Here is a 21,229-nt window from a genome sequence, read left to right on the forward strand (position 1 = left end):
CGAGAAAGCTTGAAATATGCGCCGGGATGGTGTAAACTGTTTTTTTGTATCGGGTTTAACTTATATATTGTAAGAAGTGATAAAATACACAAATAAAGTAAGGGTGTGATAGGCATGCAAGACAATTCAAAAATACGCGTGGTGGTCGGAATGAGCGGTGGCGTTGACTCTTCTGTCACAGCATTGCTTTTGAAGGAACAAGGCTACGACGTCATCGGCATTTTCATGAAGAATTGGGATGATACGGATGAATTCGGATTCTGCACGGCAACCGAAGATTACAAGGATGTTCAGGCTGTCGCACAACAGATCGGGATTCCTTATTATTCCGTCAATTTCGAAAAGGAATACTGGGACAAGGTCTTCCAATATTTCCTGGACGAATACAAGAAAGGACGGACACCGAATCCGGATGTCATGTGCAATAAGGAAATCAAATTCAAGGCTTTCCTGGATTATGCGATGGAACTGGGCGCGGATTATGTCGCAACCGGGCATTATGCACAAGTCGTCCGTGACGAAGACGGCACCGCTCATCTGCTCAGAGGAGTGGACGACAACAAGGACCAAACCTATTTCCTGAATCAGCTTTCCCAAGAGCAACTTTCCAAAACGATGTTTCCGCTGGGCGGGATCAAAAAGCCGGAAGTGCGCCGCATCGCTGAAGAAGCGGGTTTGGCGACTGCCAAGAAAAAAGATTCGACAGGCATCTGTTTCATCGGCGAGAAGAACTTCAAAGAATTCTTGACGAACTTTCTGCCGGCGATCCCGGGTAAAATGGTCACTTTGAGCGGCGATGTGATGGGTGAGCATGCCGGATTGATGTACTATACGATCGGGCAAAGAAAAGGTTTGGGAATCGGAGGCGGCGGGGAATCCGATGATCCGTGGTTCGTCATCGGCAAGGACTTGGCGACCAACACGCTTTACGTGGGCCAAGGCTACCATCATGAGAACCTGTATGCCGACAGTCTGGATGCGACTGATATCCATTTCACATCCGAAGTGAAAAAACCATCCGTCTTCACCTGCACGGCTAAATTCCGTTACCGTCAACAGGACACTGCAGTCACTGTCTACCTGAACGAAGACCAAACGACTGCCCGTGTGGAATTTGCGGAGCCGGTCCGCGCCATTACACCAGGCCAAGCAGTTGTATTTTATGATGGCATGGAGTGTCTGGGTGGGGGCACAATCGATAAGGCATATCAAGCCGAACGCACCCTGCAGTACATCTAAATAATGAGTGAGAGGTCGGTTTTTTCTCCGGCCTCTCTTTAATTTGTGCGCGAATTGTGGTATCGTTCTTAAGGAATCTTATAACAAGTCTGAATAGTCAAAAAAGGGAGGGGATCATCCGGATGGATACAGAACAAGGCTATATCGTCGGAGAAATCAAAGCGATTTTCTTTGAAAACGCGAGTAATTTCTACAAAGTCATGCTGATTTCAGTCAATGAATCGAATCTCCCGCAAAAGCATGATGAAATTGTTGTGACGGGAAGCTTCGGGCAGATAACCGAAGATACAGCTTATCGCTTTTTCGGTGAGGTCGTGGAGCACCCAAGATACGGCGTCCAATTCCAAGCCAATTCCTATCAACAGGAAAAACCCACCTCCAAGAACGGGTTGATTGCATTCTTGTCGGGGGAACGTTTCCCGGGAATCGGGAAACGGACTGCGGAAAAAATCGTGGAAACTTTTGGCGAGGAAGCGGTCGACGTCATCCTTGATGACCCGGAAGCTCTGAAAAGCATCAGCGGCATGACGCCCAAAAAAAGGGAAATGATGCGCGATGTGCTGATGCAGACGCAAGGAACCGAGAAGATCCTGATCGCATTGGGTAACTATGGCTTCTCCAATAACCAGGCAGCGAATATCTTTCATTTTTACCGCACCGAAACGCTGACTGTCCTAAATGAAAATCCTTACCGACTGCTCGAGGATATCGAAGGCATCGGCTTCAAGAAAGCCGATCAATTGGCGGAGGAGTTGAATTTCGCTCCGGATCACACGAGCCGGCTGAAGGGTGGCTTGTTTGCGACATTGCAGGAACTTTGCCTCTCGAACGGGGATACCTATGTCGACGGGACCGTCTTGCTTGAGCGGACGATCCACTTGCTTGAACAAAGCCGGCGCTTCATCATCGAGGATGCGCCCGTCATCGAGGCGCTGATGGAGATGGTGATGGGGATGAAAGTGGTCGAGGATCACAGCCGTTTTGCCATCCCATCCCTTTATTTCGCAGAAGAGGGCATCGCATCATCGATCGATAGACTTCTGAAACGAAAGACGAAAATTGCTTATCCGGGAGTGGATTTGGATCTGGAAATCGAGCATCTGCAATCAAATCTGCAGATCCGCTACGGCGCCTCCCAAATCGAAGCGATAAAAGCAGCTTTGCTTTCACCGTTCTTCATCCTGACCGGTGGACCCGGTACCGGCAAAACGACCGTTCTCAAAGGAATCGTGCGCATGTTCTCCGAATTGAACGATCTGCCGGAAGACCCTAAGGATTACAAAGACGGACTTTTCCCGATTTTGCTTGCCGCTCCGACCGGACGTGCAGCAAAACGGATGCAGGAAACGACAGGCCTGCCCGGCAGCACGATTCACCGCTTGCTGGGTTTGACGGGCCAGGAAAAGGAATCCGAAGAACTTTATACGCAAGAACTGGAAGGCAAGCTGTTGATCATCGACGAAGTTTCGATGGTGGATACTTGGTTGATGCACAGGCTCCTGAAATCGGTGCCGCAGGGCATGCAAGTGCTGTTTGTGGGGGATAAGGACCAATTGCCGTCTGTCGGGCCGGGCCAGGTGCTGTTCGATCTTCTGAACTGCAAAGCGTTGCCGCAGGTCGAGCTGAACGAGATATTCAGACAATCAGGCGATTCGTCGATCATCCCGTTGGCTCACGAAATCAAAAACGGCATCCTCCCGCGCGATTTCCGCAACAATCAAGCTGACCGGTCGTTTCTGCCTTGCCAAACGCATCAGATCGAGCCGGTGATCCGGCAAGTCGTCGAAAAGGCGAAGTCAAAAGGTTTCACCGCGAAGGATATCCAGATTCTGGCGCCGATGTACAAAGGTGCTGCCGGCATTGATGCCATCAATACGATGATGCAGGAGATCTTCAATCCGAAAGGGAACAAGAAAAGACGGGAAGTCGCTTTTTTTGATGTCGTCTATCGGGTAGGCGACAAGGTGCTTCAGTTGGTGAACCAACCGGAAAACAACGTCTTCAACGGAGACATGGGTGAAATCACTGCCATCCAATTCGCCAAGGAGACGGAAGAGAAAGTCGACCAGATCACGATCCTGTTTGATACCGTGGAAGTCACCTACAATCGGAACAATTGGAACAAGTTCGTTTTGGCTTACTGTTGTTCCATACATAAATCGCAGGGCAGCGAATTTACGATGGTCATTCTGCCGATGGTGAAACAGTACGGGCGGATGCTGCGCCGCAATCTGCTTTACACCGCCATCACCAGGAGCAAAAGCAAATTGATTTTGTGCGGGGATTACGAAGCTTTCGAAACGGCAGTCGTAAGCACCGGCGATATCCGGAAAACGATGCTGCATGAAAAACTGGAACACAACCTGAACAATGACAAGGTCTTCACTGCGGAAGAGCCGGCCGAAAGCAAGGAAACGAAGGCGCTCGGCGCCGGGAATGAAGTTGCTGTATCGATCACCGAAACAACTACAGTATCCGCAACCCAAAAGCCAGAAAATAAAGAGTCGCCAAAAATAATACCCGTCTACCATTTGACCATCGGGCAGATTTCCGATGGGAGCATCGATCCGATGATCGGCATGGAAAATATAACGCCGGAAACTTTCATGAATGAAAAATAATCCGGGAGAAGTCCGCAGACAATGAAGAATTTGTCTGCGGACTTTTCTGCTGTCAGAAAATCAATCAGCGCAGAATACTCCAATTAAAGTCGATCGCTTCAGCAAAAGAAATAAGCTACTCGCCGCCCCAATATTCTGCTATACTGACAGTAAAGCAAGTTACTGGTTTTCCAATACAGCTACAAGAAGAGAGTGGTATAATGGAACTATTTGATCAATTGATGAATCCGAACTGGAAGAACATCCCGATGGAGCACAAGCTTGTTCTGGCCAGCAGCGTTGTCCGTTATTTTGTGAATCCCCTGTTGGCTGTCGCGGATATCCGTCCGGCTTATTATCAGATGGGTGGCATCAAGACCGAGACGTTCACAGTGGACATCAACGGCGCACCATTTGTTTTTGTGCCCGGCCATAAGGAGGCAGTCCTCGGTTGGGACAGCGGAATCAACGGCCTGGACCCATTGGACATCAGCTCCGACAGGAAAGAGATGTACCTCGCCATCGAAAATTGCCTGAAACTATCTGTTCAAGGCGCCGAGTTTTTGCATGACGATCATTGGATGAAGAAGAAGATCGAACCAATCCATTCGTTGGAGGAATTGGACGAATTGGTCAACAGCCAAATGTCGCAGCTCCGGACGACAGAGATCCCGCCGTTATTGGTGGAAGTCAGCCCGACTTATGTGGGAATGACGAAAGTCGGGAATTATGCAGTCATAAACGGGAAATTTGAAGGCCAGACCGATTGGTTCAGCATACACGAGAAGGACATTCATCAGGCCTTGATGCCGAGCGCTAACGGATCCTCGGTATTTGCGGATTTTCCGGCGCATCTGGTCCAAAATGATGCCTTCTTCCTGCAACAGAATGAAGATTTGGATACGTACACCGTATACGCTCCTTACCAGACAACGTATGCAGAGATGCGCAAGCAATTGGAGAAAGATGGCATGGGGCTGTTGTCCAGCGATGAATGGGAATATTGCTGCGGCGCATCCACCCGCAGGCTTTTCCGTTGGGGAAATCAGTTGCATCGCAACCTGTTCGAACCGGATGAAAGCTACCTCTACAAAAAAAACATGTTCGGTCTGGAAATCGCGAACATGGGCTGGGGACCGGAACTCGTCGAAGACGGGCTGTTGGCCAAAGGCGGCTGGATTTTCATTCAAGCCGAGAATATACTGGAGAAACTTCTCCCTTACGCTACCTATTATGAAAACCATGCGGATGCTTTGAAAGCGAAGCAGCAAGAGCCCTTGTCACCCGGTTATTACTGCGCAAGACGTTCCATTCGCATAGAAATGTGACCCGGCTTTTCTTAAGAACTGCTTGCATGCGGACGTGATTTTGGTTATACTTATTCCTGATTGAAGCAGAGGATATAGGAATGGATAACAAAAGAGAGTTTCCGTTTGGTGAAAGGAAACGCATCCGTTTATGCTCCCTTTGCGTGAATATAGTAGAAATACTATCGCTTCCAGCGTTAACGGATCCGAGAGGTAATGAATGCTCAAAACATTTCATTGCAAACAAGGTGGTACCGCGTGATTCGTCCTTGTATGCAGTGGGGTGTTTTTTATTTTTTCCACTCCAAAAATAAATGAAGAGAAAAGGAAGGTAATAATGAAGAATCTGAAAAGCAGTGACATCCGTCAAATGTATCTTGATTTTTGGGCAACGAAAGGGTCAAAAGTGGAGCCGAGCGCTTCGCTGATACCAGTCAACGACCCTACCTTATTATGGATCAACTCAGGCGTAGCGACATTGAAAAAATATTTTGATGGCACGTTGATTCCTGAAAATCCGCGCATCACCAACGCCCAAAAAAGCATCCGCACAAACGATATCGAAAATGTTGGTGTGACTGCAAGACATCATACTTTATTCGAAATGTTGGGGAATTTTTCGATCGGGGACTACTTCAAAGAAGAAGCGATCCCTTGGGCTTGGGAATTCCTGACGGATGAAAAATGGTTGGCGTTCGATCCGGATTTGCTTTACGTCACTTATTATCCGGAAGACACGGACACAAAACGCATTTGGCAGGAAAAAGTAGGTTTGCCGGAAGATCATATCGTTCCGATCGCAGACAACTTCTGGGATATCGGAGCAGGGCCATGCGGACCGGATACGGAAATCTTCTACGATCGCGGACCAGCCTTCCAGGATTTGCCTGACGGAGACCCTGAAATGTATCCGGGCGGTGAAAATGAACGCTACCTTGAAATCTGGAACCTAGTATTCTCTGAATTCAACCACAAGCCGGATGGCACCTATGAGCCGCTGCCGCATAAGAACGTCGATACGGGGATGGGTCTGGAACGTGTCACAAGCGTAGTCCAAAACACACCGACCAACTTCGAAACGGATCTGTTCATGCCGATCATCGAAAAAATCGAGACGTTAAGCAACGGCAAGAAATATGGTGAAAACAAAACATTGGATATTTCCTTCAAAGTCATCGCTGATCACGTCCGCGCCGTCAGCTTTGCGATAGGGGACCGTGCCTTGCCATCAAATGAAGGCCGCGGCTACATTTTGCGTCGTTTGATCCGTCGCTCCGTCATGCATGGCCAAAAATTGGGCATCGAAAAAATGTTCCTGAACGAATTGGTTCCGGTTGTGGCAGCCATCATGGAATCTTATTATCCTGAAGTCAAAGCGGACCAAGATTTCATCATCAAAGTCATCACAAATGAAGAGCAACGTTTCCAGGAAACGATCCATGAAGGGATGGAAATCCTGAACAGCGTCTTTGAAGAGATGAACGAAAAAGGTGAAACTGCCGTAAACGGCACGAATGCCTTCAAACTGTATGATACATACGGATTCCCGTTGGAATTGACTAGCGAATATGCCGAAGAAAAAGGCTTCACAGTCGATACAGAAGGGTTCAACCAAGAGATGCAGGAACAACGTAACCGCGCCCGTGCAGCAAGGCAAGTGGAAGACTCCTTCTCCGTGCAATCACCGGTCTGGGCTGAAGTACTGGTTCCGAGCACGTTTTCCGGGTATGCACAAACAAAAATTTCGTCCGAGCTTTCAGTGATGGTTGCGAATGACGAAATCGTCGAAAAAGCAGCTGCAGATGATCGCGTTCAGATCATTTTCCGCGAAACACCGTTCTATGCAGAAATGGGTGGACAAGTTGCAGACAAAGGAACAATCGAAACCGAAGCTGGTGAAGTGATTGCAGAAATCGAAGACGTCAAGCGCGCCCCTAATGGCCAAACCATGCACATTGCGCGTGTCCTGACGGAAATCCATTCGAACGAAACATATATCCTGCACGTGGATGAAGCGCGCAGAAGAAGCATAACCAAGAACCATACAGCTACTCATCTATTGCACCAAGCGCTGAAGGATGTTTTAGGGAATCATGCCAATCAAGCCGGTTCGCTTGTGAATCCGAATCAACTTCGTTTTGACTTCACCCATTTCGGGCAAGTCACAGCAGAAGAGTTGGTGCGGATGGAAGAAATCGTGAATGAAAAGATTTGGGAAGCATTGCCTGTCGTAACTGTCGAAACAACTGTTGATAAGGCGAAAGAAATGGGCGCCATGGCTTTGTTCGGTGAAAAATACGGCAAAGAAGTCCGAGTGGTTGACGTCGGCGGCTACTCTGTCGAACTATGCGGCGGGGTTCATGTACAAAATTCGCAGGACATCGGCGTCTTCAAGATTTTGTCTGAATCCGGCATCGGTGCAGGCGTTCGACGCATCGAAGCAGTTACCGGTCAGGCAGCTTACCAGTATTTCCGTACAAAAGAAGCTGAGTTGAGCGAGGCGGCACAACTTGTGAAAGCCCAACAAACAAAAGAAGTTGCCGGTAAAATCAATCAGCTTAAGCAAGAAATGAAGGAAATGCAAGGCGAAAATGAGTCCTTGAAAGCCAAAATCATGAACGCAGAAGCCAAAGATCTCTTTGAAAATGTCGAAATCGTCAACGGTGTAACGTACATCACCTATGAAACGAAGAATCAGGATATGAATGCTTTGCGTCAATTGGCTGACCAATGGCGTCAAAAGGCAGTCTCTGATCTTTTCGTGGCAGCTTCGGCCACAGACGGCAAAGTCAATATGCTGGCTGCCGTTTCCAAAGATAAATTGGAACAAGGCCTGAAAGCCGGCGATCTGATCAAGACGCTCGCTCCGTTTGCTGGAGGCAAAGGCGGCGGTCGTCCGGATATGGCTCAAGCAGGCGGCAATAACCCGGCAGGCATCCCGGACGCTCTGAAACACGTTGCGTCCTGGATCGCTGAAAATACAAAATAAGCGTCCTTTCCCAGGGGTAGGCATCCAAAAAAGATGCCTGCCCCTGTGTTTTTAACTCGATCGGCAAAAAGGCGGCGGCATTTCTTTGTTGTAGTTTTTAGTCATTTCTTGTAAAATGGTAAATATACTAAAGAAAACTGGGGTGTCGCTATGAGTTCGAAAGATGAAACGATGTTATTCAATTTTGATGATAATCTGAAAAAGAATATCCAAGAGACATTAGCCCTTGTTTATGACGCATTGGAAGAAAAAGGATACAATCCTATCAATCAGATTGTAGGCTACCTGCTTTCTGGCGATCCAGCTTATATCCCGCGTCATAACGATGCCAGAAACCTGATCCGCCGTCACGAACGTGATGAAATAATGGAGGAATTAGTGAAAAGCTATCTTTCTGGAACAGGCAGAATCATCCAATGAGGCTCATGGGCTTGGATGTCGGATCAAAAACGGTAGGCGTGGCCATCAGCGATCCGATGGGATGGACGGCGCAGGGGATCGAAATCGTCAAAATCGACGAAGCCAACGGAATATTTGGTCTTGAACGGATTGCCGAATTGGTCAAGGAGTATGAAGTTGAGAAGTTTGTACTCGGATTGCCCAAAAATATGGACAACAGCATTGGTTTCCGGGCGGAGGCTTCCATCGCTTATGGGAATTTGCTTGAAAAAGAGTTGGGATTGCCGGTCGATTATGTTGATGAAAGACTCACCACTGTTCAAGCAGAAAAAATGTTGATCAATGAAGGAAATGTTTCCCGTAAAAAACGGAAAAAAGTAATCGATAAACTTGCTGCTGTCATACTTCTTCAGAATTATTTGGACAGCCAGTAAAGAAAGTGGTTTTTTTGTCCTATTTGCGTTACAATATCCTTTGTTTGAACGATAAAAACAATAATTAGATAAAGAGGTGCATACCATGACTGAACATAATCACGATCACGATCATGACCATAACCACGACCATGACCACGAAGATAACCACGAGCACATCACAATCGTGGATGAGAACGGAAATGAAGAGTTATTCGAAATCTTATTCACTTTCGAATCAGAAGATTTCGGAAAGTCTTACGTGCTGGTTTATCCAGCAGGAGCTCCTGAAGGAGAAGAAATCGAATTGCAGGCTTATTCCTATGTTGAAACTGAAGATGGCGGAGAAGGCGATTTAGAGCCGATCGAATCGGATGAAGAATGGGATATGATCGAAGAAGTTCTGAACACATTTATGGAAGACGAAGACCTTCAATAAATTTGTCAGTGACTTGTAAGGAAAATAAGGGAGGATCGGGACAATTATTGTCTGGGTCCTCTTTTTCTTTTGCGGTTGCTGCGTTGCTTTTTTGAGCTTTTGGCATGCAACCGGGGCCGGCCTGATAAAATGATGAGAAAACTGTCCAATATGCTCCATATGTCTATGCAAATAACAAAAAAGATTCAATTTATATAGGTTTTCGTGTATAATTACGGATGTCGAATGGCTAATAGTCCACAAATAGCCATATACTCAAGTAAGGAGGGACTCGTCTTTGTCTCAAAATGATCAGCAAGAACCTCAAGAGCAGCAAAAACTCATTCGTCCTACGTTGGAGAAAGAAGCCGTAGACAAAATGAAAATACGCAAAAAAGAACGGTCGCTAGTGCGGAAAATTGTTTTTGCAATTGTAACGATAGGGATCCTGTTAGGAGTCATCGTTGGTTTTGCCGGCTACAAATATATAACAGACGCACTTCAGCCATTGGAGCCAGAAAGCACGGAAGTCGTCGAAGTGGAAATTCCGATAGGGACGTCCACAAAAGGGATCACCCAACTGTTGGAAGAAGGCAACGTCATCAAAAACGCGACCATCTTCAACTACTACATCAAGACGCAAAATGTTTCTGATTTCCAAGCAGGCTTTTATGAATTATCGCCTTCCATGAGCCTGGACGATATCATTGCGACGCTTCAAGCGGGCGGAAGTCCTGTGCCGCAATCGAGCGATCACAAAATCATCGTAAGAGAAGGCAATACGATCGAGGAAATCGCAGCGGAAGTCGAAGCGAAGACGGATTTCACAGCTGATGAATTTTTGGCGAAAGTGAATGAACCGGAATTCTTGACGAATGCGGCTGCACAGTACCCTGATATTTTGACTGAAGCATCCCAACGTACCGATACGCGTTATCGTTTGGAAGGATACCTCTATCCGGCGACTTATGATTATATGACCGGAAATAGTTTGGATGAAGTGGTTTTACAGATGTTGCAGAAGACGAATGAAGTGCTAACGCCCTATGCAGAGCAGATTGCTTCTTCAGGCCATACCCTTCATGAAATTCTGACGATTGCTTCACTAGTCGAAAAAGAAGGCGTTACACCGGAAGATCGTGCGAACATTGCCGGCGTATTCTTTAATCGTCTGGAAATCGATATGCCGATCCAATCGGACATCAGTATTTTGTATGCGCTGAATGAGCACAAGGAATTAGTGACTTTCGAGGATCTTGAAATAGATTCGCCGTACAACCTGTACAGAAACACAGGAATGGGGCCTGGGCCATTCAATAGCCCAAGCGAAGGATCCATTCAAGCGACTCTATCACCAGCTGATACGAACTATCTGTATTTCGTTGCGGACACAAAAACAGGCATCGTTTATTTTTCAGAAACATATGAAGAACATTTGCAATTGCAAAGCCAATACGTAGACAGCGAATAAGACGAATAAAGTGAGCTGCATGAAGAGAGGAAGAATACACCAGTGAAAAAACCTATCGTTATTGGGGTGACAGGGGGATCGGGAAGCGGGAAAACCAGTGTCAGCCGGGCCATCTTAGACAAGTTTACTGATGTTTCCATTTTGCTGTTGGAACAGGATTTTTATTACAAAGATCAAAGCAATCTGCCATTTGAGGAACGCCTGAAAACAAACTATGATCATCCGTTTGCGTTTGATACGGACTTGTTCATCGAAGATCTTAAAAAATTAATAAAATACGAGAGCGTCGAGCAACCTGTTTACGACTACTCCAAGCACACACGCAGCGATAAAGTGATCCATCGCGAGCCGAAAGAAGTCATAATCGTTGAGGGAATCCTGATTTTAGAGGATCAACGACTGCGTGATCTGATGGACATCAAAGTCTATGTGGATACGGATGATGATATCCGTATCATCCGCAGAATCAAACGCGATATGGAATCAAGAGGCCGGACGCTTGACTCTGTCATCCACCAATATCTGTCAGTGGTCAAACCGATGCATCAGCAATTCATCGAGCCAACCAAAAAATTTGCGGATATCATCATTCCTGAGGGTGGACAAAATCAAGTCGCAATCGATCTGATGACCACAAAAATTGCTTCAATTTTGTCTGAAAATGCAGAATAATAATAGATGCCTGTAATATTTTCAAAATATAATTGCTTTTACTGGAATTAAATGGTATTTTAAATTCACTATTAATTAGGCAGCCAATAAACGATATAGAGCCACAGGAAATGATTATTTCTCTTTGGATGACATGCTACCTGTCCCGGATCCTTTTGGCTTTCGGGGACAGCTATCAATAAAAAAAGGGAACTGCGGTCCTGTGCTGCATATTGAATATTGAATCATTACTTAAAAGGGGCATATTTCTTATGATCGAAAAAGCATATCCGATGACAGCTGAAGGTAAAGCCAAATTAGAAGCTGAACTTGAAGACTTAAAAGTGAATAAAAGAAGAGAAATCGTTGAACGCATCAAGATTGCCAGAAGCTATGGAGATTTATCCGAAAATTCGGAATATGAATCTGCAAAAGACGAACAAGCTTTCGTCGAAGGCCGCATCACAACATTGGGAAAAATGATCCGTTTTGCGGAAATCATTGAAGTACAAAACGTCGACAGCAACGTGGTTTCGATTGGACTGAAAGTGACATTCGTAGAATTACCGGATGGTGATGAAGAAACGTACACCATTGTCGGCAGTGCAGAAGCAGATCCGCTTGAAGGCAAGATTTCAAACGATTCCCCGATCGCTAAAGCCTTATTGGGCAAGCAAATCGGCGCAGAAGTCGCCATCGGCACACCGGGCGGCGATATGAACGTGAAAATCGTCAGAATCGAACAAGCTTAAAAAAGCATCCAAGAAGAGGGTAGGACAAAAATCATTCCAAATGATTTTTGTCCTACCCTCTATTTGTTTATGTTTCTTTGGGGTTCATCGGGTATAATGACAGAGTAGATGCAATCATTTGGGCCCTACGACTTTAGTCTTAGCATACTATCAACCCTTAGCGCCCTGTCAAAACGGTGCAGGTAATCTATAATGGAAGCAGATGCTTAAGCTAAGGTTCAGCGGGAAATTTATAGAGCATTGTAGAGGAAGGAGGGGCTTGGGATGAAAAAGAGTGCCTTGAAATTATTTTTGCTCATTGAAGGGCTATTAGGGTTGGCTGTCCTGTTTCAATTGGTGCAGGACACCGATTTACTGCTGGTCTTTGTGTTCGGACTGATATTCATTAAATTCGGAACCGGAAAAGGCGAGCGTCGTCAGATTCTAGGCTTGATCGGATGGTTTATGGTAGTCATGAGCATACTCTCCACTTTCTCAGTGTGGCTGATGTTGATTCTTTTCATACTGGTTGTTGTCATCAATGGAAAGGGAATCTGGTCTGAACTGAAGCTGGATACTTTTGTGGACGTTCCATGGGAAGAAAAAGCATTTCGCACAGTCAAAACGAAAGAGCCGGAACAGCGGAACGGTTCCAGAAAGCGTCAGAAATGGATCGGAAACACCAGTATCGGGTCGGATGTCTATGAATGGGATGATGTCAATCTGACAGTATTCATGGGCGATACGATCATCGATTTGGGGAATACATTGCTGCCGAAAGAGGAAAATATCATTCTGATCCGCAAAGGATTCGGAAAGACCAGGGTAATCGTACCTTTGGGAATCGGAGTGGCTGTCCACCATTCCGCCATCAAAGGCCAGCTTTTGTTCAATGAAGATGAAATAGACTTGACCAACGAAACGGTCAAATTATACAGCCGGGACTACGATGAGACAAACAGAAAAATAAAAATCGTGTCCAATAGCCTGCTGGGTGATCTGGAGGTGATCTACCTATGAGGAGAAGCGCGGTTTTGATTCTGTTCAGCACGATACTCGGCGTCTTTGTTTTTATCGTGGCCGGCGTTTTATTTGCCCTCAGACCTTATTTAAGTTATCAGGAACTGCTTGAGGTGGATCGTTTTTATGTGCCGGCATTCCTTTACATCATCGTATTGCTGCTTTTTGCTGCGATCGTTGTAACTTGGATCGCCCACTTTTACTTGAAAAATCAAGAAAACCGCATCAAGGACAAGTTGCATTGGCTTTATCTTGGCAATTATGAGCATACGGCATTCAACAAAAAGCGGGATAAATCACTGTTTTTGGATCAGTACTGTCAGGCTATCCATATTGAAATTGAAATGCTCAGGGAAAAGATGCTCAGCCTGTCCCGGGAAGTGCAGCATCTGAGTGCAAATCCGCAGCAGGTCGGCAACGAAACGAAAGAAGAAATACTCGAGCAGGAGAGGCACCGCATCGCGAGGGAACTGCATGACTCCGTCAGCCAACAACTCTTTGCCGCAATGATGATGTTGTCGGCGGTCAATGAGCGGTCGGGTGATTTTCCGGAAAAAATACAGAAACAGATGCGTCTCATAGAAGGCATCATCAACGAGTCCCAGTCGGAGATGCGAGCATTGCTGCTTCATCTTCGTCCAACCAAACTCGAAGGCAAATCCCTGAAAAAAGGGATCGAACAGTTGTTGGTGGAATTGAAGTCGAAAGTCCAAATCGCGATCAAATGGGAAATCGACGATGTGCACACGATGAGCGGCATCGAGGATCATTTTTTCCGTATTGTGCAGGAGCTGCTTTCGAACACGCTGAGGCATGCAAAGGCAACCCATCTGGAAGTGTATCTGAAACAAACCTTGCAGGAAATCAGTCTCCGCGTTTACGATGATGGTGTCGGCTTCGATACCTCAATCGAAAAATCCGGCAGCTATGGTCTGATGAACATCAAAGAACGCGTGCAGGGGATGGGCGGGAGCTGCAAAATCATCAGTTTTCCCAAAAAAGGGACCGTGATCGAAATACGCATCCCGAATACCAATGTGAAGACCAACGACGCAAGCGCTGAATAGAATGACGGAATTTTTGAAAAATTTTCATTAGGAGGGTTCAGGTTGATACGTGTATTGATTATCGACGATCACGAGATGGTGAGGCTGGGTTACTCGGCCTATTTATCCATCCAAGATGACATTGAAGTAATAGGGGAAGCGGAAAACGGCTTGATCGGCTATGAAATGGCCCTGGATCTTCGTCCGGACATCATTTTGATGGATCTGGTCATGGAAGTAATGGACGGCATTGCCTCGACAAAAGCGATATTGAATGAATGGCCCAAAGCAAAAATTATCATCGTCACCAGTTTCATCGATGATGAGAAGGTCTATCCGGCTTTGGAGGCGGGGGCTTCCAGTTACATGCTGAAAACCTCTTCAGCGCATGAAATTGCCGATGCGATCCGTTCCACTTACCACGGCGAGTCTGTCCTGGAGCCAGAAGTGACCGATAAAATGCTGGAGCGCTTCTCGAAAAGAAATATCCGGCCGCTGCATGAAGAGCTGACCGCCAGAGAGCGGGAAGTGTTGCTGCTCATCGCGCAGGGCTACTCCAATCAGGACATTGCCGATCAACTGTTCATCACACTGAAGACAGTCAAAACACATGTGTCCAATATTCTGACAAAGTTGGAAGTGGATGACAGGACCCAAGCGACAATCTATGCTTTCAAGCATCATCTGATTCGATGACTGTGAGCAAAGTGTTATAAAATGATGCTTCCTTATGATAAGATGAATATGATAGATAGCAGTGAGGGGGGCAGGCTGATCATCCGATCAGCGACTAGATGAAAATAGAAATCAGTGAACGCGCACAAAAATGGTTTGAACAGGAAATGGGCATTTCAGGCAAAAAAGGGGTTCGTTTCCTTGGGAAGGTATACGGCAGCAGCCAAATACATGAAGGGTTCTCCGTTGGCCTTGATGTGGATGAGCCAGTATCTCCGATTGCAAAAGCTGAATACAATGGCATTTTATATTATGTAGAGGATGCTGATGATTGGTTCTTTAATGGCTATGATCTGCATGTCGGATTCGATGAAAAACAACGCGAACCGGAGTATAACTTCATCGCACAAAATAAAGAGGACAAATAGAAAAAGAGGGCGCTGGATTTTTGATCCAGGCCCTCTTTTTCTATTCTGTTTAGGTTTTTAGTTTCAGACGCTCATGATGACGGGTACAATCATAGGGCGGCGTTCCGTTTTTTCATACAGGTAAGGTTGAATGGCATTCGTAACGGTGTCCTTCAGTTTCTTCTCGGTGACAGCATCGGTTCCCTTCAATAAGGAAAGAACATCCTGGCGGACGATTGCTTGCGCTTCATTGATCAGGTCGCCTGATTCGCGCATATAGATGAATCCTCGCGAAAGGATATCCGGTCCTGCCAATAAATCTTTGTTGCGGAAATCAACGGTCAATACTACGACCACAAGGCCATCTTCAGAAAGGACACGACGATCGCGCAAGACGATGTTCCCGATATCGCCGATGCCTTTTCCGTCTACGTAGACGTCCGTTGCCGTAAAGCTGCCGGCACGTCTCGCGGAATCCGCAGTCAGGGCGAGGATTTCTCCGTTATCGGAGATGAAGCAATTCTCGGGTGGAATGCCGACTGCTTTTGCCAATTCTGTATGAATCTTCAGCATCCGGTACTCGCCGTGGACAGGCATGAAGTATTTTGGTTTCATCAGAGTCAACATCAGTTTCTGCTCTTGTTGGCCACCATGTCCGGAAGTGTGGACGTTGTTTACTTTACCGTGAACAACGTTTGCCCCAGCTTCCAAAAGCAGGTTGATGACGCGGTTGACGCTGGTTGTGTTCCCAGGAATCGGTGAACTTGAGAAAATGACAGTGTCGCCGGGATGAATGGAAATCTGTCTGTGTGTACCGTTGGCGATCCGGCTTAATGCAGCCATCGGTTCACCTTGGGACCCCGTACACATGATCAGCACTTTATCAGCGGGAAGGCTGTTCAGCTCACGTGTTTCAATGAACAGATCATCAGGAGCCACGATGAAACCCAATTCTCTGGCCGTACGGAAGTTCGTCTCCATGCTGCGGCCGAATATAGCGATCTTCCGGCCCGTTTCGAGTGCGACTTCAGTGACTTGTTGCAGTCTGTAGATGTTGGACGAGAAGGAAGCAAAAATGATTCTTCCCGAAACTTTTTGAATGATGTTTTTTAGGGACTCACCAACAATTTGCTCTGATTGCGTAAATGCTGGTGTTTCCGCATTTGTGCTGTCGCTCAGAAGTAAAAGCACGCCTTCTTCTCCGATTTTCGCCATCTTATGGATATTGGCCGGTTTGCCGTTTGCAGGCGTGAAATCGAACTTGAAATCACCGGTAAACACTATGTTGCCTGGAGGAGTCTTGACCACGATCCCCAAGGTTTCCGGTATGCTGTGCGTTGTTCCGAAGAAGCTGATGCTGGTTTTACGGAATTTGATGATAGAATCTTCATTGATTTCATGCAGGATAGCATCCCTTAGCAAGCCGTGCTCATCCAGTTTGTTGCGGATCATGGCGAGCGCCAATTTGCCTGCATAGATAGGGACATTCAATTCTTTCAAAAGAAAAGGGACACCACCGATGTGATCTTCGTGCCCGTGAGAAATGAACAATCCTTTGATTTTGGTTTGGTTTTGCACCAAATAACTGTAGTCGGGTATCACATAATCAATGCCAAGCAAGTCATCTTCCGGAAACATGATCCCGGAATCAAGAATGATGATCTCATCCTGGAATTGTATGCCATACATATTTTTGCCGATTTCCCCTAAACCCCCGAGGGCAAATACACCGACCTCATTGTTTTTTATGTTAGGTTTCATACATTGAACTCCGTGATTTTAAAATTAGGATCTTTTTGTTCGTATTCTAAATGGCTGCCTTCCAAAGGTTGGATGAATTCAATGTTGTAGGGGGTATTTTGTTCAACTAATCTTCTGGCTATGACGATATCGGATGCCTCCACGTAAAGAGATTCCGTGTTCTCTCTGGTAGGTGCATCAAATTTTGCTGGTTGGTATGTTACTTTAAATATCATATAGTTCACTCCATTTTTCTTATTGTTTTTGATAGTACTGTACTTAAAAATTACAATCTTAGTTTGTTAACTTGGTCAATAGTTGTATTTTTTCATACAATCGGTACTGTAAGTTTACCACAATTAAGGCAGTTAGTATAGAAATGACTGGCAAAATCATTTTTGAAGGGTGCAAGCCTTTCCAATAGTAAAGCAATTCTCTTTTGTTTTTTTTAACGAAAGCAATCAATATTTTTGTAGACTTAAACACAGTAATTGGCTAGACTGGATACAGAGGGTTTGGAAGGCTGGACAGAAAAACGAGCGTGCTCTTTTTTTTTGCCCTGAAGAACCCCGGAGAATCTTTTCCATTAAGGTAGGTGTATCGAAATGTCTTTAATTTGGCGTTATATCAGTCGATATAACAAATTATTTTTATTAAATGTGCTGGGAGCTTTCGGCTTTGTGCTTGTGGAGTTGGGGTTGCCCACGATGCTTGCAGGCTTGATCAACGAAACGGTTGCAGGCGGCGGAAAAGAGAATATACTGCGCACGACTGCAGTCATGGTCGGCTTGGCCTTGATCGGGTTTGTGGGAAGAATCATTGTCGCCTATGCAACCGGCAGAATCACTACCAACATGGTAGCGGATATGCGCAATGACATGTACCAAAATATCCAGACCTTTTCCCACGAAGAGTATGACCGCATCGGCGTTTCATCATTGGTGACGCGGGTCACCAATGACGCCTTCATTCTGATGCAATTCGCCCAGATGCTGCTGCGGATGGGGTTGATGACCTTCATCATGATGTTCGCCAGCGCATTCATGATAGCGCGCACGAGTCCGGACTTATCGATCATCCTGTTGCCGGCTTTTCCGGCATTGCTTGTGATGATCATTGTGATCGGCAAAAAATCACAGCCGCTATCCGAGGCTCAACAGCAAAATCTTGATGACATCAACGGGAATTTAAGGGAGTCACTTTCCGGCATGCGTGTCATCCGGGCATTTGTCCAGGAGGCTTTTCAAGCTCAACGGTTTGAGGGAGTCAACAACGCCTATAGCGTGGTTTCAAAAAAACTGTTCCGCCTGATGGCCTGGAACCAGCCAGTATTTTCACATGTCATCAATCTGATCATCATCGCCATCATGTGGTTTGGTTCCGAGCAGATCGAGGGAGGCAGCCTTCAACTGGGGGACATGACGGCTTTCATCGAATACAGTTTCCATGCCTTGTTCTCGTTTCTGAATTTTGCGGTCGTCTTCATGATGTACCCGCGGGCATCGGTTTCCGCGAAGCGGATCCAGGAAGTGTTGTCCACAACCAGCAGCATTTCCCCGAACGAAGAAGGGATTACGGAAACCACGACGCATGGTTATCTGAGTTTTGAAGCGGTCAGTTTTGCGTATCCTGGGAACACCGACACCCCGGTGATCAAGGATATTTCCTTTTCGGCTGAACCAGGGCAAACAATCGCCTTCATCGGCAGCACAGGGAGCGGCAAATCGACGCTGATCCAATTGATTCCGCGTTTTTATGATGTCACGAAAGGGCGCATCCTGATCGATGGGCATGATGTGCGCGATTATAATCTGAAAGCTTTGCGCAAGAAAATCGGCTTTATTCCGCAGAAAGCCTTGCTTTTCACCGGAACGATCTCCGAAAATCTTCGGTACGGGAAATGGGATGCCTCGAAAAAAGAAATCGAGGAAGCCTCCGATATTTCCCAAGCCAAGGAATTCATAGCGCGCAAACCGAAGCGTTTCGATGAACATTTGTCGGAGGGCGGAAGCAATCTTTCCGGCGGGCAAAAGCAACGGTTATCGATTGCCCGGGCAATCGTCCGTAAACCGGATATCTATATTTTCGATGACAGTTTCTCGGCCTTGGATTACAAGACGGATGCGACTTTGCGCGCGCGGCTCAAAAAAGAGACCGGAAAAGCGACAGTCATCATTGTGGCCCAACGCGTCAGCACGATCATGCATGCAGATAAGATCATTGTAATGAATGAAGGTGAGGTCGTCGGTCAGGGGACCCACAAAGACCTATTGCAGAATTGTGAAATCTATTATGATATAGCATCCTCGCAAATGAGCAAGGAGGAACTCGCATGAAAAAAGTGGACAAAAAAACGTTGCTCCGGGTATGGGATTACCTCAAATTTTACAAACTGAAGTTCTTCGGCTCCATCCTCTTGACCGTAGCGATGACGATACTGAATGTACTTGAGCCTTTCATAATCGGATTTGCCATCACGGAAATCGGCAGAAATGTTTCGGATATGTTGAAAGGCGTGGAAGGTGCCGGCATCAATTACGATTATTTATCGAAAGTGCTGATCATCTATTTTGTTCGGGCATTGCTTTTCCAGGCTACGAATCTCTATTCGCAATTGTTCATGACGGATGTCGTCCAGGATGCCATGCGTGATTTGCGCAAGGATCTGAGCGACAAATTGAACAGGCTGCCGATTGCCTACTTTGACCGCAACCAATTCGGCGATATTCTGAGCAAAGTGACGAACGATGTCGATTCCATCGGCAATGCGTTGCAGCAATCGTTGCTTCAGGTGCTGAATGCCGTTTTGGGGATCACATTTGCGCTCATCATGATGTTCGCGATCAGTTGGAAGCTGGCTCTCACCATGGTCGTGCTGATTCCGTTGGCCACCATCCTTTCCAAAAAGATCACGCTGCTGTCGCAACCGTATTTCCGTGGGCAAGCGAAATATCTCGGACAGCTGAACGGGTTTGTCCAGGAATCGCTGACCGGCTTCTCCATCATCAAGCTTTACGGCAAAGAAGAGGATGCTTTCGATGAATTCCATTCCATCAATGAATCATTGAAAAAGAATGGTTTCAAGGCGGCCTTCATTTCCGGGCTGATGTCTCCGGCTGTGGCACTCATCACCAATGCTTCCTATATCATCATCGCTGTGCTCGGGATCCTGCAAGCGATGGCCGGAGCGATGACGATCGGTAATGTGCAGGCTATGGTGCAGTATGTCTGGCAAGTGAATCAGCCAATCTCGACAATCACACAATTATCGGCCATCATCCAATCGGCCACTTCTTCCATCCAGCGTGTCTTCGATCTCCTTGATCAAGAGGAGGAAGTGCAAGGAGAAGTGAAAATGAGTTTGCCGAAGGAAATCCGCGGCGATGTCACTTTTGAGAATGTCTCCTTCAGTTATGACAAAGAAAACCCGCTGATCAAGAATTTCAACATCAATGTAAAAAGCGGGGAAACAGTGGCGATCGTCGGTCCGACAGGCGCCGGCAAGACCACGATGATCAATCTCCTGATGCGCTTCTATGAGGTGGATTCGGGCGCCATCAAAATAGATGGCTACGACACAAAAGAACTGACCCGCGCTGACTTGCGCTCCCAGTTCGGGATGGTACTGCAGGACGCTTGGCTCTATAAGGACACGATCACAGGGAATATCCGCTTCGGAAAACTGGATGCGACCTTCGAAGAGGTGGTGGATGCCGCGACCACAGCCAATGTCCACCATTTCATCCAGACTTTGGGTGCAGGCTACGAGACGGTCATAAACCAGGAGGCCTCCAATATCTCCTTGGGTCAAAAGCAATTGCTGACGATTGCCCGCGCTTTTATAGCGGATCCTAAAATCTTAATACTTGACGAAGCGACAAGTTCCGTAGATACTAGACTGGAAGCTTTGATACAAAAAGCGATGAAACGCATTATGCAAGGCAGGACCAGTTTTGTGATTGCGCACCGGCTTTCCACCATCCGCGATGCCGATTTGATCCTCGTCATGGATCAAGGCGAAATAATCGAACATGGCAAGCACGCAGAGCTGTTGGAAAGAAAAGGATTTTATTACGATTTGTACACCAGTCAATTCAAAAATGAGTCAGAGTAAGGGGAGCAA

At 46.5% G+C, this 21,229-nt stretch carries 18 protein-coding genes; 16 read left to right on the forward strand and 2 right to left on the reverse strand.

The genetic code is table 11. The features are described 5' to 3' along the window. Nucleotides 1-114: 114 nt before the first annotated feature. The 14 genes from mnmA to ACKPBX_RS12865 all read left to right on the forward strand — a co-directional run bounded on the left by mnmA (nucleotide 115) and on the right by ACKPBX_RS12865 (nucleotide 15,387). Complete coding sequence (gene mnmA / locus ACKPBX_RS12800; protein WP_086628282.1) at nucleotides 115-1,239, forward strand: tRNA 2-thiouridine(34) synthase MnmA; 1,125 nt, start codon at nucleotides 115-117, stop codon at nucleotides 1,237-1,239. A 122-nt stretch (nucleotides 1,240-1,361) separates the two neighbouring features. Further along, a complete protein-coding gene (gene recD2 / locus ACKPBX_RS12805; protein WP_319995578.1) occupies nucleotides 1,362-3,860 on the forward strand; it encodes an SF1B family DNA helicase RecD2 in 2,499 nt (832 codons plus the stop codon). 200 nt (nucleotides 3,861-4,060) lie between these two features. Then, nucleotides 4,061-5,167, forward strand: coding sequence for a DUF7278 family profilin-like fold-containing protein (locus ACKPBX_RS12810; protein WP_319995579.1), 1,107 nt, complete (start codon nucleotides 4,061-4,063; stop codon nucleotides 5,165-5,167). A gap of 316 nt (nucleotides 5,168-5,483) precedes the next feature. Further along, nucleotides 5,484-8,135 (forward strand): alanine--tRNA ligase, encoded by a 2,652-nt coding sequence (alaS, locus tag ACKPBX_RS12815; protein ID WP_319995580.1) that lies wholly within the window; start codon nucleotides 5,484-5,486, stop codon nucleotides 8,133-8,135. 150 nt (nucleotides 8,136-8,285) lie between these two features. Beyond that, nucleotides 8,286-8,555 carry an IreB family regulatory phosphoprotein gene (locus ACKPBX_RS12820; RefSeq protein ID WP_086628278.1) on the forward strand — a complete coding sequence of 90 codons (270 nt, stop codon included), beginning with the start codon at nucleotides 8,286-8,288 and terminating at the stop codon, nucleotides 8,553-8,555. Continuing rightward, the gene (gene ruvX, locus ACKPBX_RS12825) at nucleotides 8,552-8,968 is read left to right on the forward strand and encodes a Holliday junction resolvase RuvX (protein ID WP_086628277.1); all 417 of its coding nucleotides are present in this window, start codon (nucleotides 8,552-8,554) and stop codon (nucleotides 8,966-8,968) included. The genes ACKPBX_RS12820 and ruvX overlap by 4 nt, the downstream gene beginning before the upstream one ends. 85 nt (nucleotides 8,969-9,053) lie before the next feature. Then, the gene (locus ACKPBX_RS12830; protein WP_086628276.1) at nucleotides 9,054-9,386 is read left to right on the forward strand and encodes a DUF1292 domain-containing protein; all 333 of its coding nucleotides are present in this window, start codon (nucleotides 9,054-9,056) and stop codon (nucleotides 9,384-9,386) included. Between the two features lie 277 nt (nucleotides 9,387-9,663). Then, a complete protein-coding gene (gene mltG, locus ACKPBX_RS12835; protein WP_086628275.1) occupies nucleotides 9,664-10,836 on the forward strand; it encodes an endolytic transglycosylase MltG in 1,173 nt (390 codons plus the stop codon). 42 nt (nucleotides 10,837-10,878) lie between these two features. After that, nucleotides 10,879-11,508, forward strand: coding sequence for a uridine kinase (gene udk / locus ACKPBX_RS12840; protein ID WP_086628274.1), 630 nt, complete (start codon nucleotides 10,879-10,881; stop codon nucleotides 11,506-11,508). Between the two features lie 251 nt (nucleotides 11,509-11,759). Beyond that, complete coding sequence (gene greA, locus ACKPBX_RS12845; RefSeq protein WP_319995581.1) at nucleotides 11,760-12,239, forward strand: transcription elongation factor GreA; 480 nt, start codon at nucleotides 11,760-11,762, stop codon at nucleotides 12,237-12,239. A gap of 264 nt (nucleotides 12,240-12,503) precedes the next feature. After that, a complete protein-coding gene (gene liaF / locus ACKPBX_RS12850; RefSeq protein ID WP_086628272.1) occupies nucleotides 12,504-13,238 on the forward strand; it encodes a cell wall-active antibiotics response protein LiaF in 735 nt (244 codons plus the stop codon). Beyond that, entirely contained in the window at nucleotides 13,235-14,305 is a 1,071-nt protein-coding gene (locus ACKPBX_RS12855) for a sensor histidine kinase (protein WP_140185996.1), read from the forward strand. The genes liaF and ACKPBX_RS12855 overlap by 4 nt, the downstream gene beginning before the upstream one ends. A gap of 75 nt (nucleotides 14,306-14,380) precedes the next feature. Continuing rightward, nucleotides 14,381-14,980, forward strand: coding sequence for a LuxR C-terminal-related transcriptional regulator (locus tag ACKPBX_RS12860; protein ID WP_407702599.1), 600 nt, complete (start codon nucleotides 14,381-14,383; stop codon nucleotides 14,978-14,980). Between the two features lie 98 nt (nucleotides 14,981-15,078). Further along, a complete protein-coding gene (locus ACKPBX_RS12865) occupies nucleotides 15,079-15,387 on the forward strand; it encodes a HesB/YadR/YfhF family protein (RefSeq protein ID WP_086628269.1) in 309 nt (102 codons plus the stop codon). 63 nt (nucleotides 15,388-15,450) lie between these two features. Here the strand turns inward: ACKPBX_RS12865 and rnjA are convergent, their stop codons facing one another. Together rnjA and ACKPBX_RS12875 are read right to left on the reverse strand one after the other, a co-directional pair. Beyond that, nucleotides 15,451-17,127, reverse strand: coding sequence for a ribonuclease J1 (gene rnjA, locus ACKPBX_RS12870; RefSeq protein WP_086628268.1), 1,677 nt, complete (start codon nucleotides 17,125-17,127; stop codon nucleotides 15,451-15,453). Beyond that, nucleotides 17,124-17,342, reverse strand: a complete 219-nt coding sequence (locus ACKPBX_RS12875) for a DNA-directed RNA polymerase subunit epsilon (protein WP_086628267.1) — start codon at nucleotides 17,340-17,342, stop codon at nucleotides 17,124-17,126. Before ACKPBX_RS12875 ends, rnjA begins: the two co-directional genes overlap by 4 nt. Before the next feature lie 369 nt (nucleotides 17,343-17,711). Here ACKPBX_RS12875 and ACKPBX_RS12880 point away from each other — a divergent pair, with 369 nt between their 5' ends. Together ACKPBX_RS12880 and ACKPBX_RS12885 are read left to right on the forward strand one after the other, a co-directional pair. Next, nucleotides 17,712-19,442, forward strand: a complete 1,731-nt coding sequence (locus tag ACKPBX_RS12880) for an ABC transporter ATP-binding protein (protein WP_086628266.1) — start codon at nucleotides 17,712-17,714, stop codon at nucleotides 19,440-19,442. Further along, complete coding sequence (locus ACKPBX_RS12885; protein ID WP_086628265.1) at nucleotides 19,439-21,220, forward strand: ABC transporter ATP-binding protein; 1,782 nt, start codon at nucleotides 19,439-19,441, stop codon at nucleotides 21,218-21,220. Before ACKPBX_RS12880 ends, ACKPBX_RS12885 begins: the two co-directional genes overlap by 4 nt. Nucleotides 21,221-21,229 lie beyond the last annotated feature (9 nt).

The organism is Trichococcus shcherbakoviae (assembly GCF_963666195.1).
Lineage (GTDB): Bacteria > Bacillota > Bacilli > Lactobacillales > Aerococcaceae > Trichococcus > Trichococcus shcherbakoviae.

What these genes read in the sequence shown, in the direction of transcription:
- mnmA (WP_086628282.1), top strand. Translation starts at nt 115, where the DNA reads ATGCAAGACAATTCAAAAATACGCGTGGTGGTCGGAATGAGCGGTGGC.
- recD2 (WP_319995578.1), top strand. Translation starts at nt 1,362, where the DNA reads ATGGATACAGAACAAGGCTATATCGTCGGAGAAATCAAAGCGATTTTC.
- ACKPBX_RS12810 (WP_319995579.1), top strand. Translation starts at nt 4,061, where the DNA reads ATGGAACTATTTGATCAATTGATGAATCCGAACTGGAAGAACATCCCG.
- alaS (WP_319995580.1), top strand. Translation starts at nt 5,484, where the DNA reads ATGAAGAATCTGAAAAGCAGTGACATCCGTCAAATGTATCTTGATTTT.
- ACKPBX_RS12820 (WP_086628278.1), top strand. Translation starts at nt 8,286, where the DNA reads ATGAGTTCGAAAGATGAAACGATGTTATTCAATTTTGATGATAATCTG.
- ruvX (WP_086628277.1), top strand. Translation starts at nt 8,552, where the DNA reads ATGAGGCTCATGGGCTTGGATGTCGGATCAAAAACGGTAGGCGTGGCC.
- ACKPBX_RS12830 (WP_086628276.1), top strand. Translation starts at nt 9,054, where the DNA reads ATGACTGAACATAATCACGATCACGATCATGACCATAACCACGACCAT.
- greA (WP_319995581.1), top strand. Translation starts at nt 11,760, where the DNA reads ATGATCGAAAAAGCATATCCGATGACAGCTGAAGGTAAAGCCAAATTA.
- liaF (WP_086628272.1), top strand. Translation starts at nt 12,504, where the DNA reads ATGAAAAAGAGTGCCTTGAAATTATTTTTGCTCATTGAAGGGCTATTA.
- ACKPBX_RS12855 (WP_140185996.1), top strand. Translation starts at nt 13,235, where the DNA reads ATGAGGAGAAGCGCGGTTTTGATTCTGTTCAGCACGATACTCGGCGTC.
- ACKPBX_RS12860 (WP_407702599.1), top strand. Translation starts at nt 14,381, where the DNA reads ATGGTGAGGCTGGGTTACTCGGCCTATTTATCCATCCAAGATGACATT.
- ACKPBX_RS12865 (WP_086628269.1), top strand. Translation starts at nt 15,079, where the DNA reads ATGAAAATAGAAATCAGTGAACGCGCACAAAAATGGTTTGAACAGGAA.
- rnjA (WP_086628268.1), bottom strand. Translation starts at nt 17,127, where the DNA reads ATGAAACCTAACATAAAAAACAATGAGGTCGGTGTATTTGCCCTCGGG.
- ACKPBX_RS12875 (WP_086628267.1), bottom strand. Translation starts at nt 17,342, where the DNA reads ATGATATTTAAAGTAACATACCAACCAGCAAAATTTGATGCACCTACC.
- ACKPBX_RS12880 (WP_086628266.1), top strand. Translation starts at nt 17,712, where the DNA reads ATGTCTTTAATTTGGCGTTATATCAGTCGATATAACAAATTATTTTTA.
- ACKPBX_RS12885 (WP_086628265.1), top strand. Translation starts at nt 19,439, where the DNA reads ATGAAAAAAGTGGACAAAAAAACGTTGCTCCGGGTATGGGATTACCTC.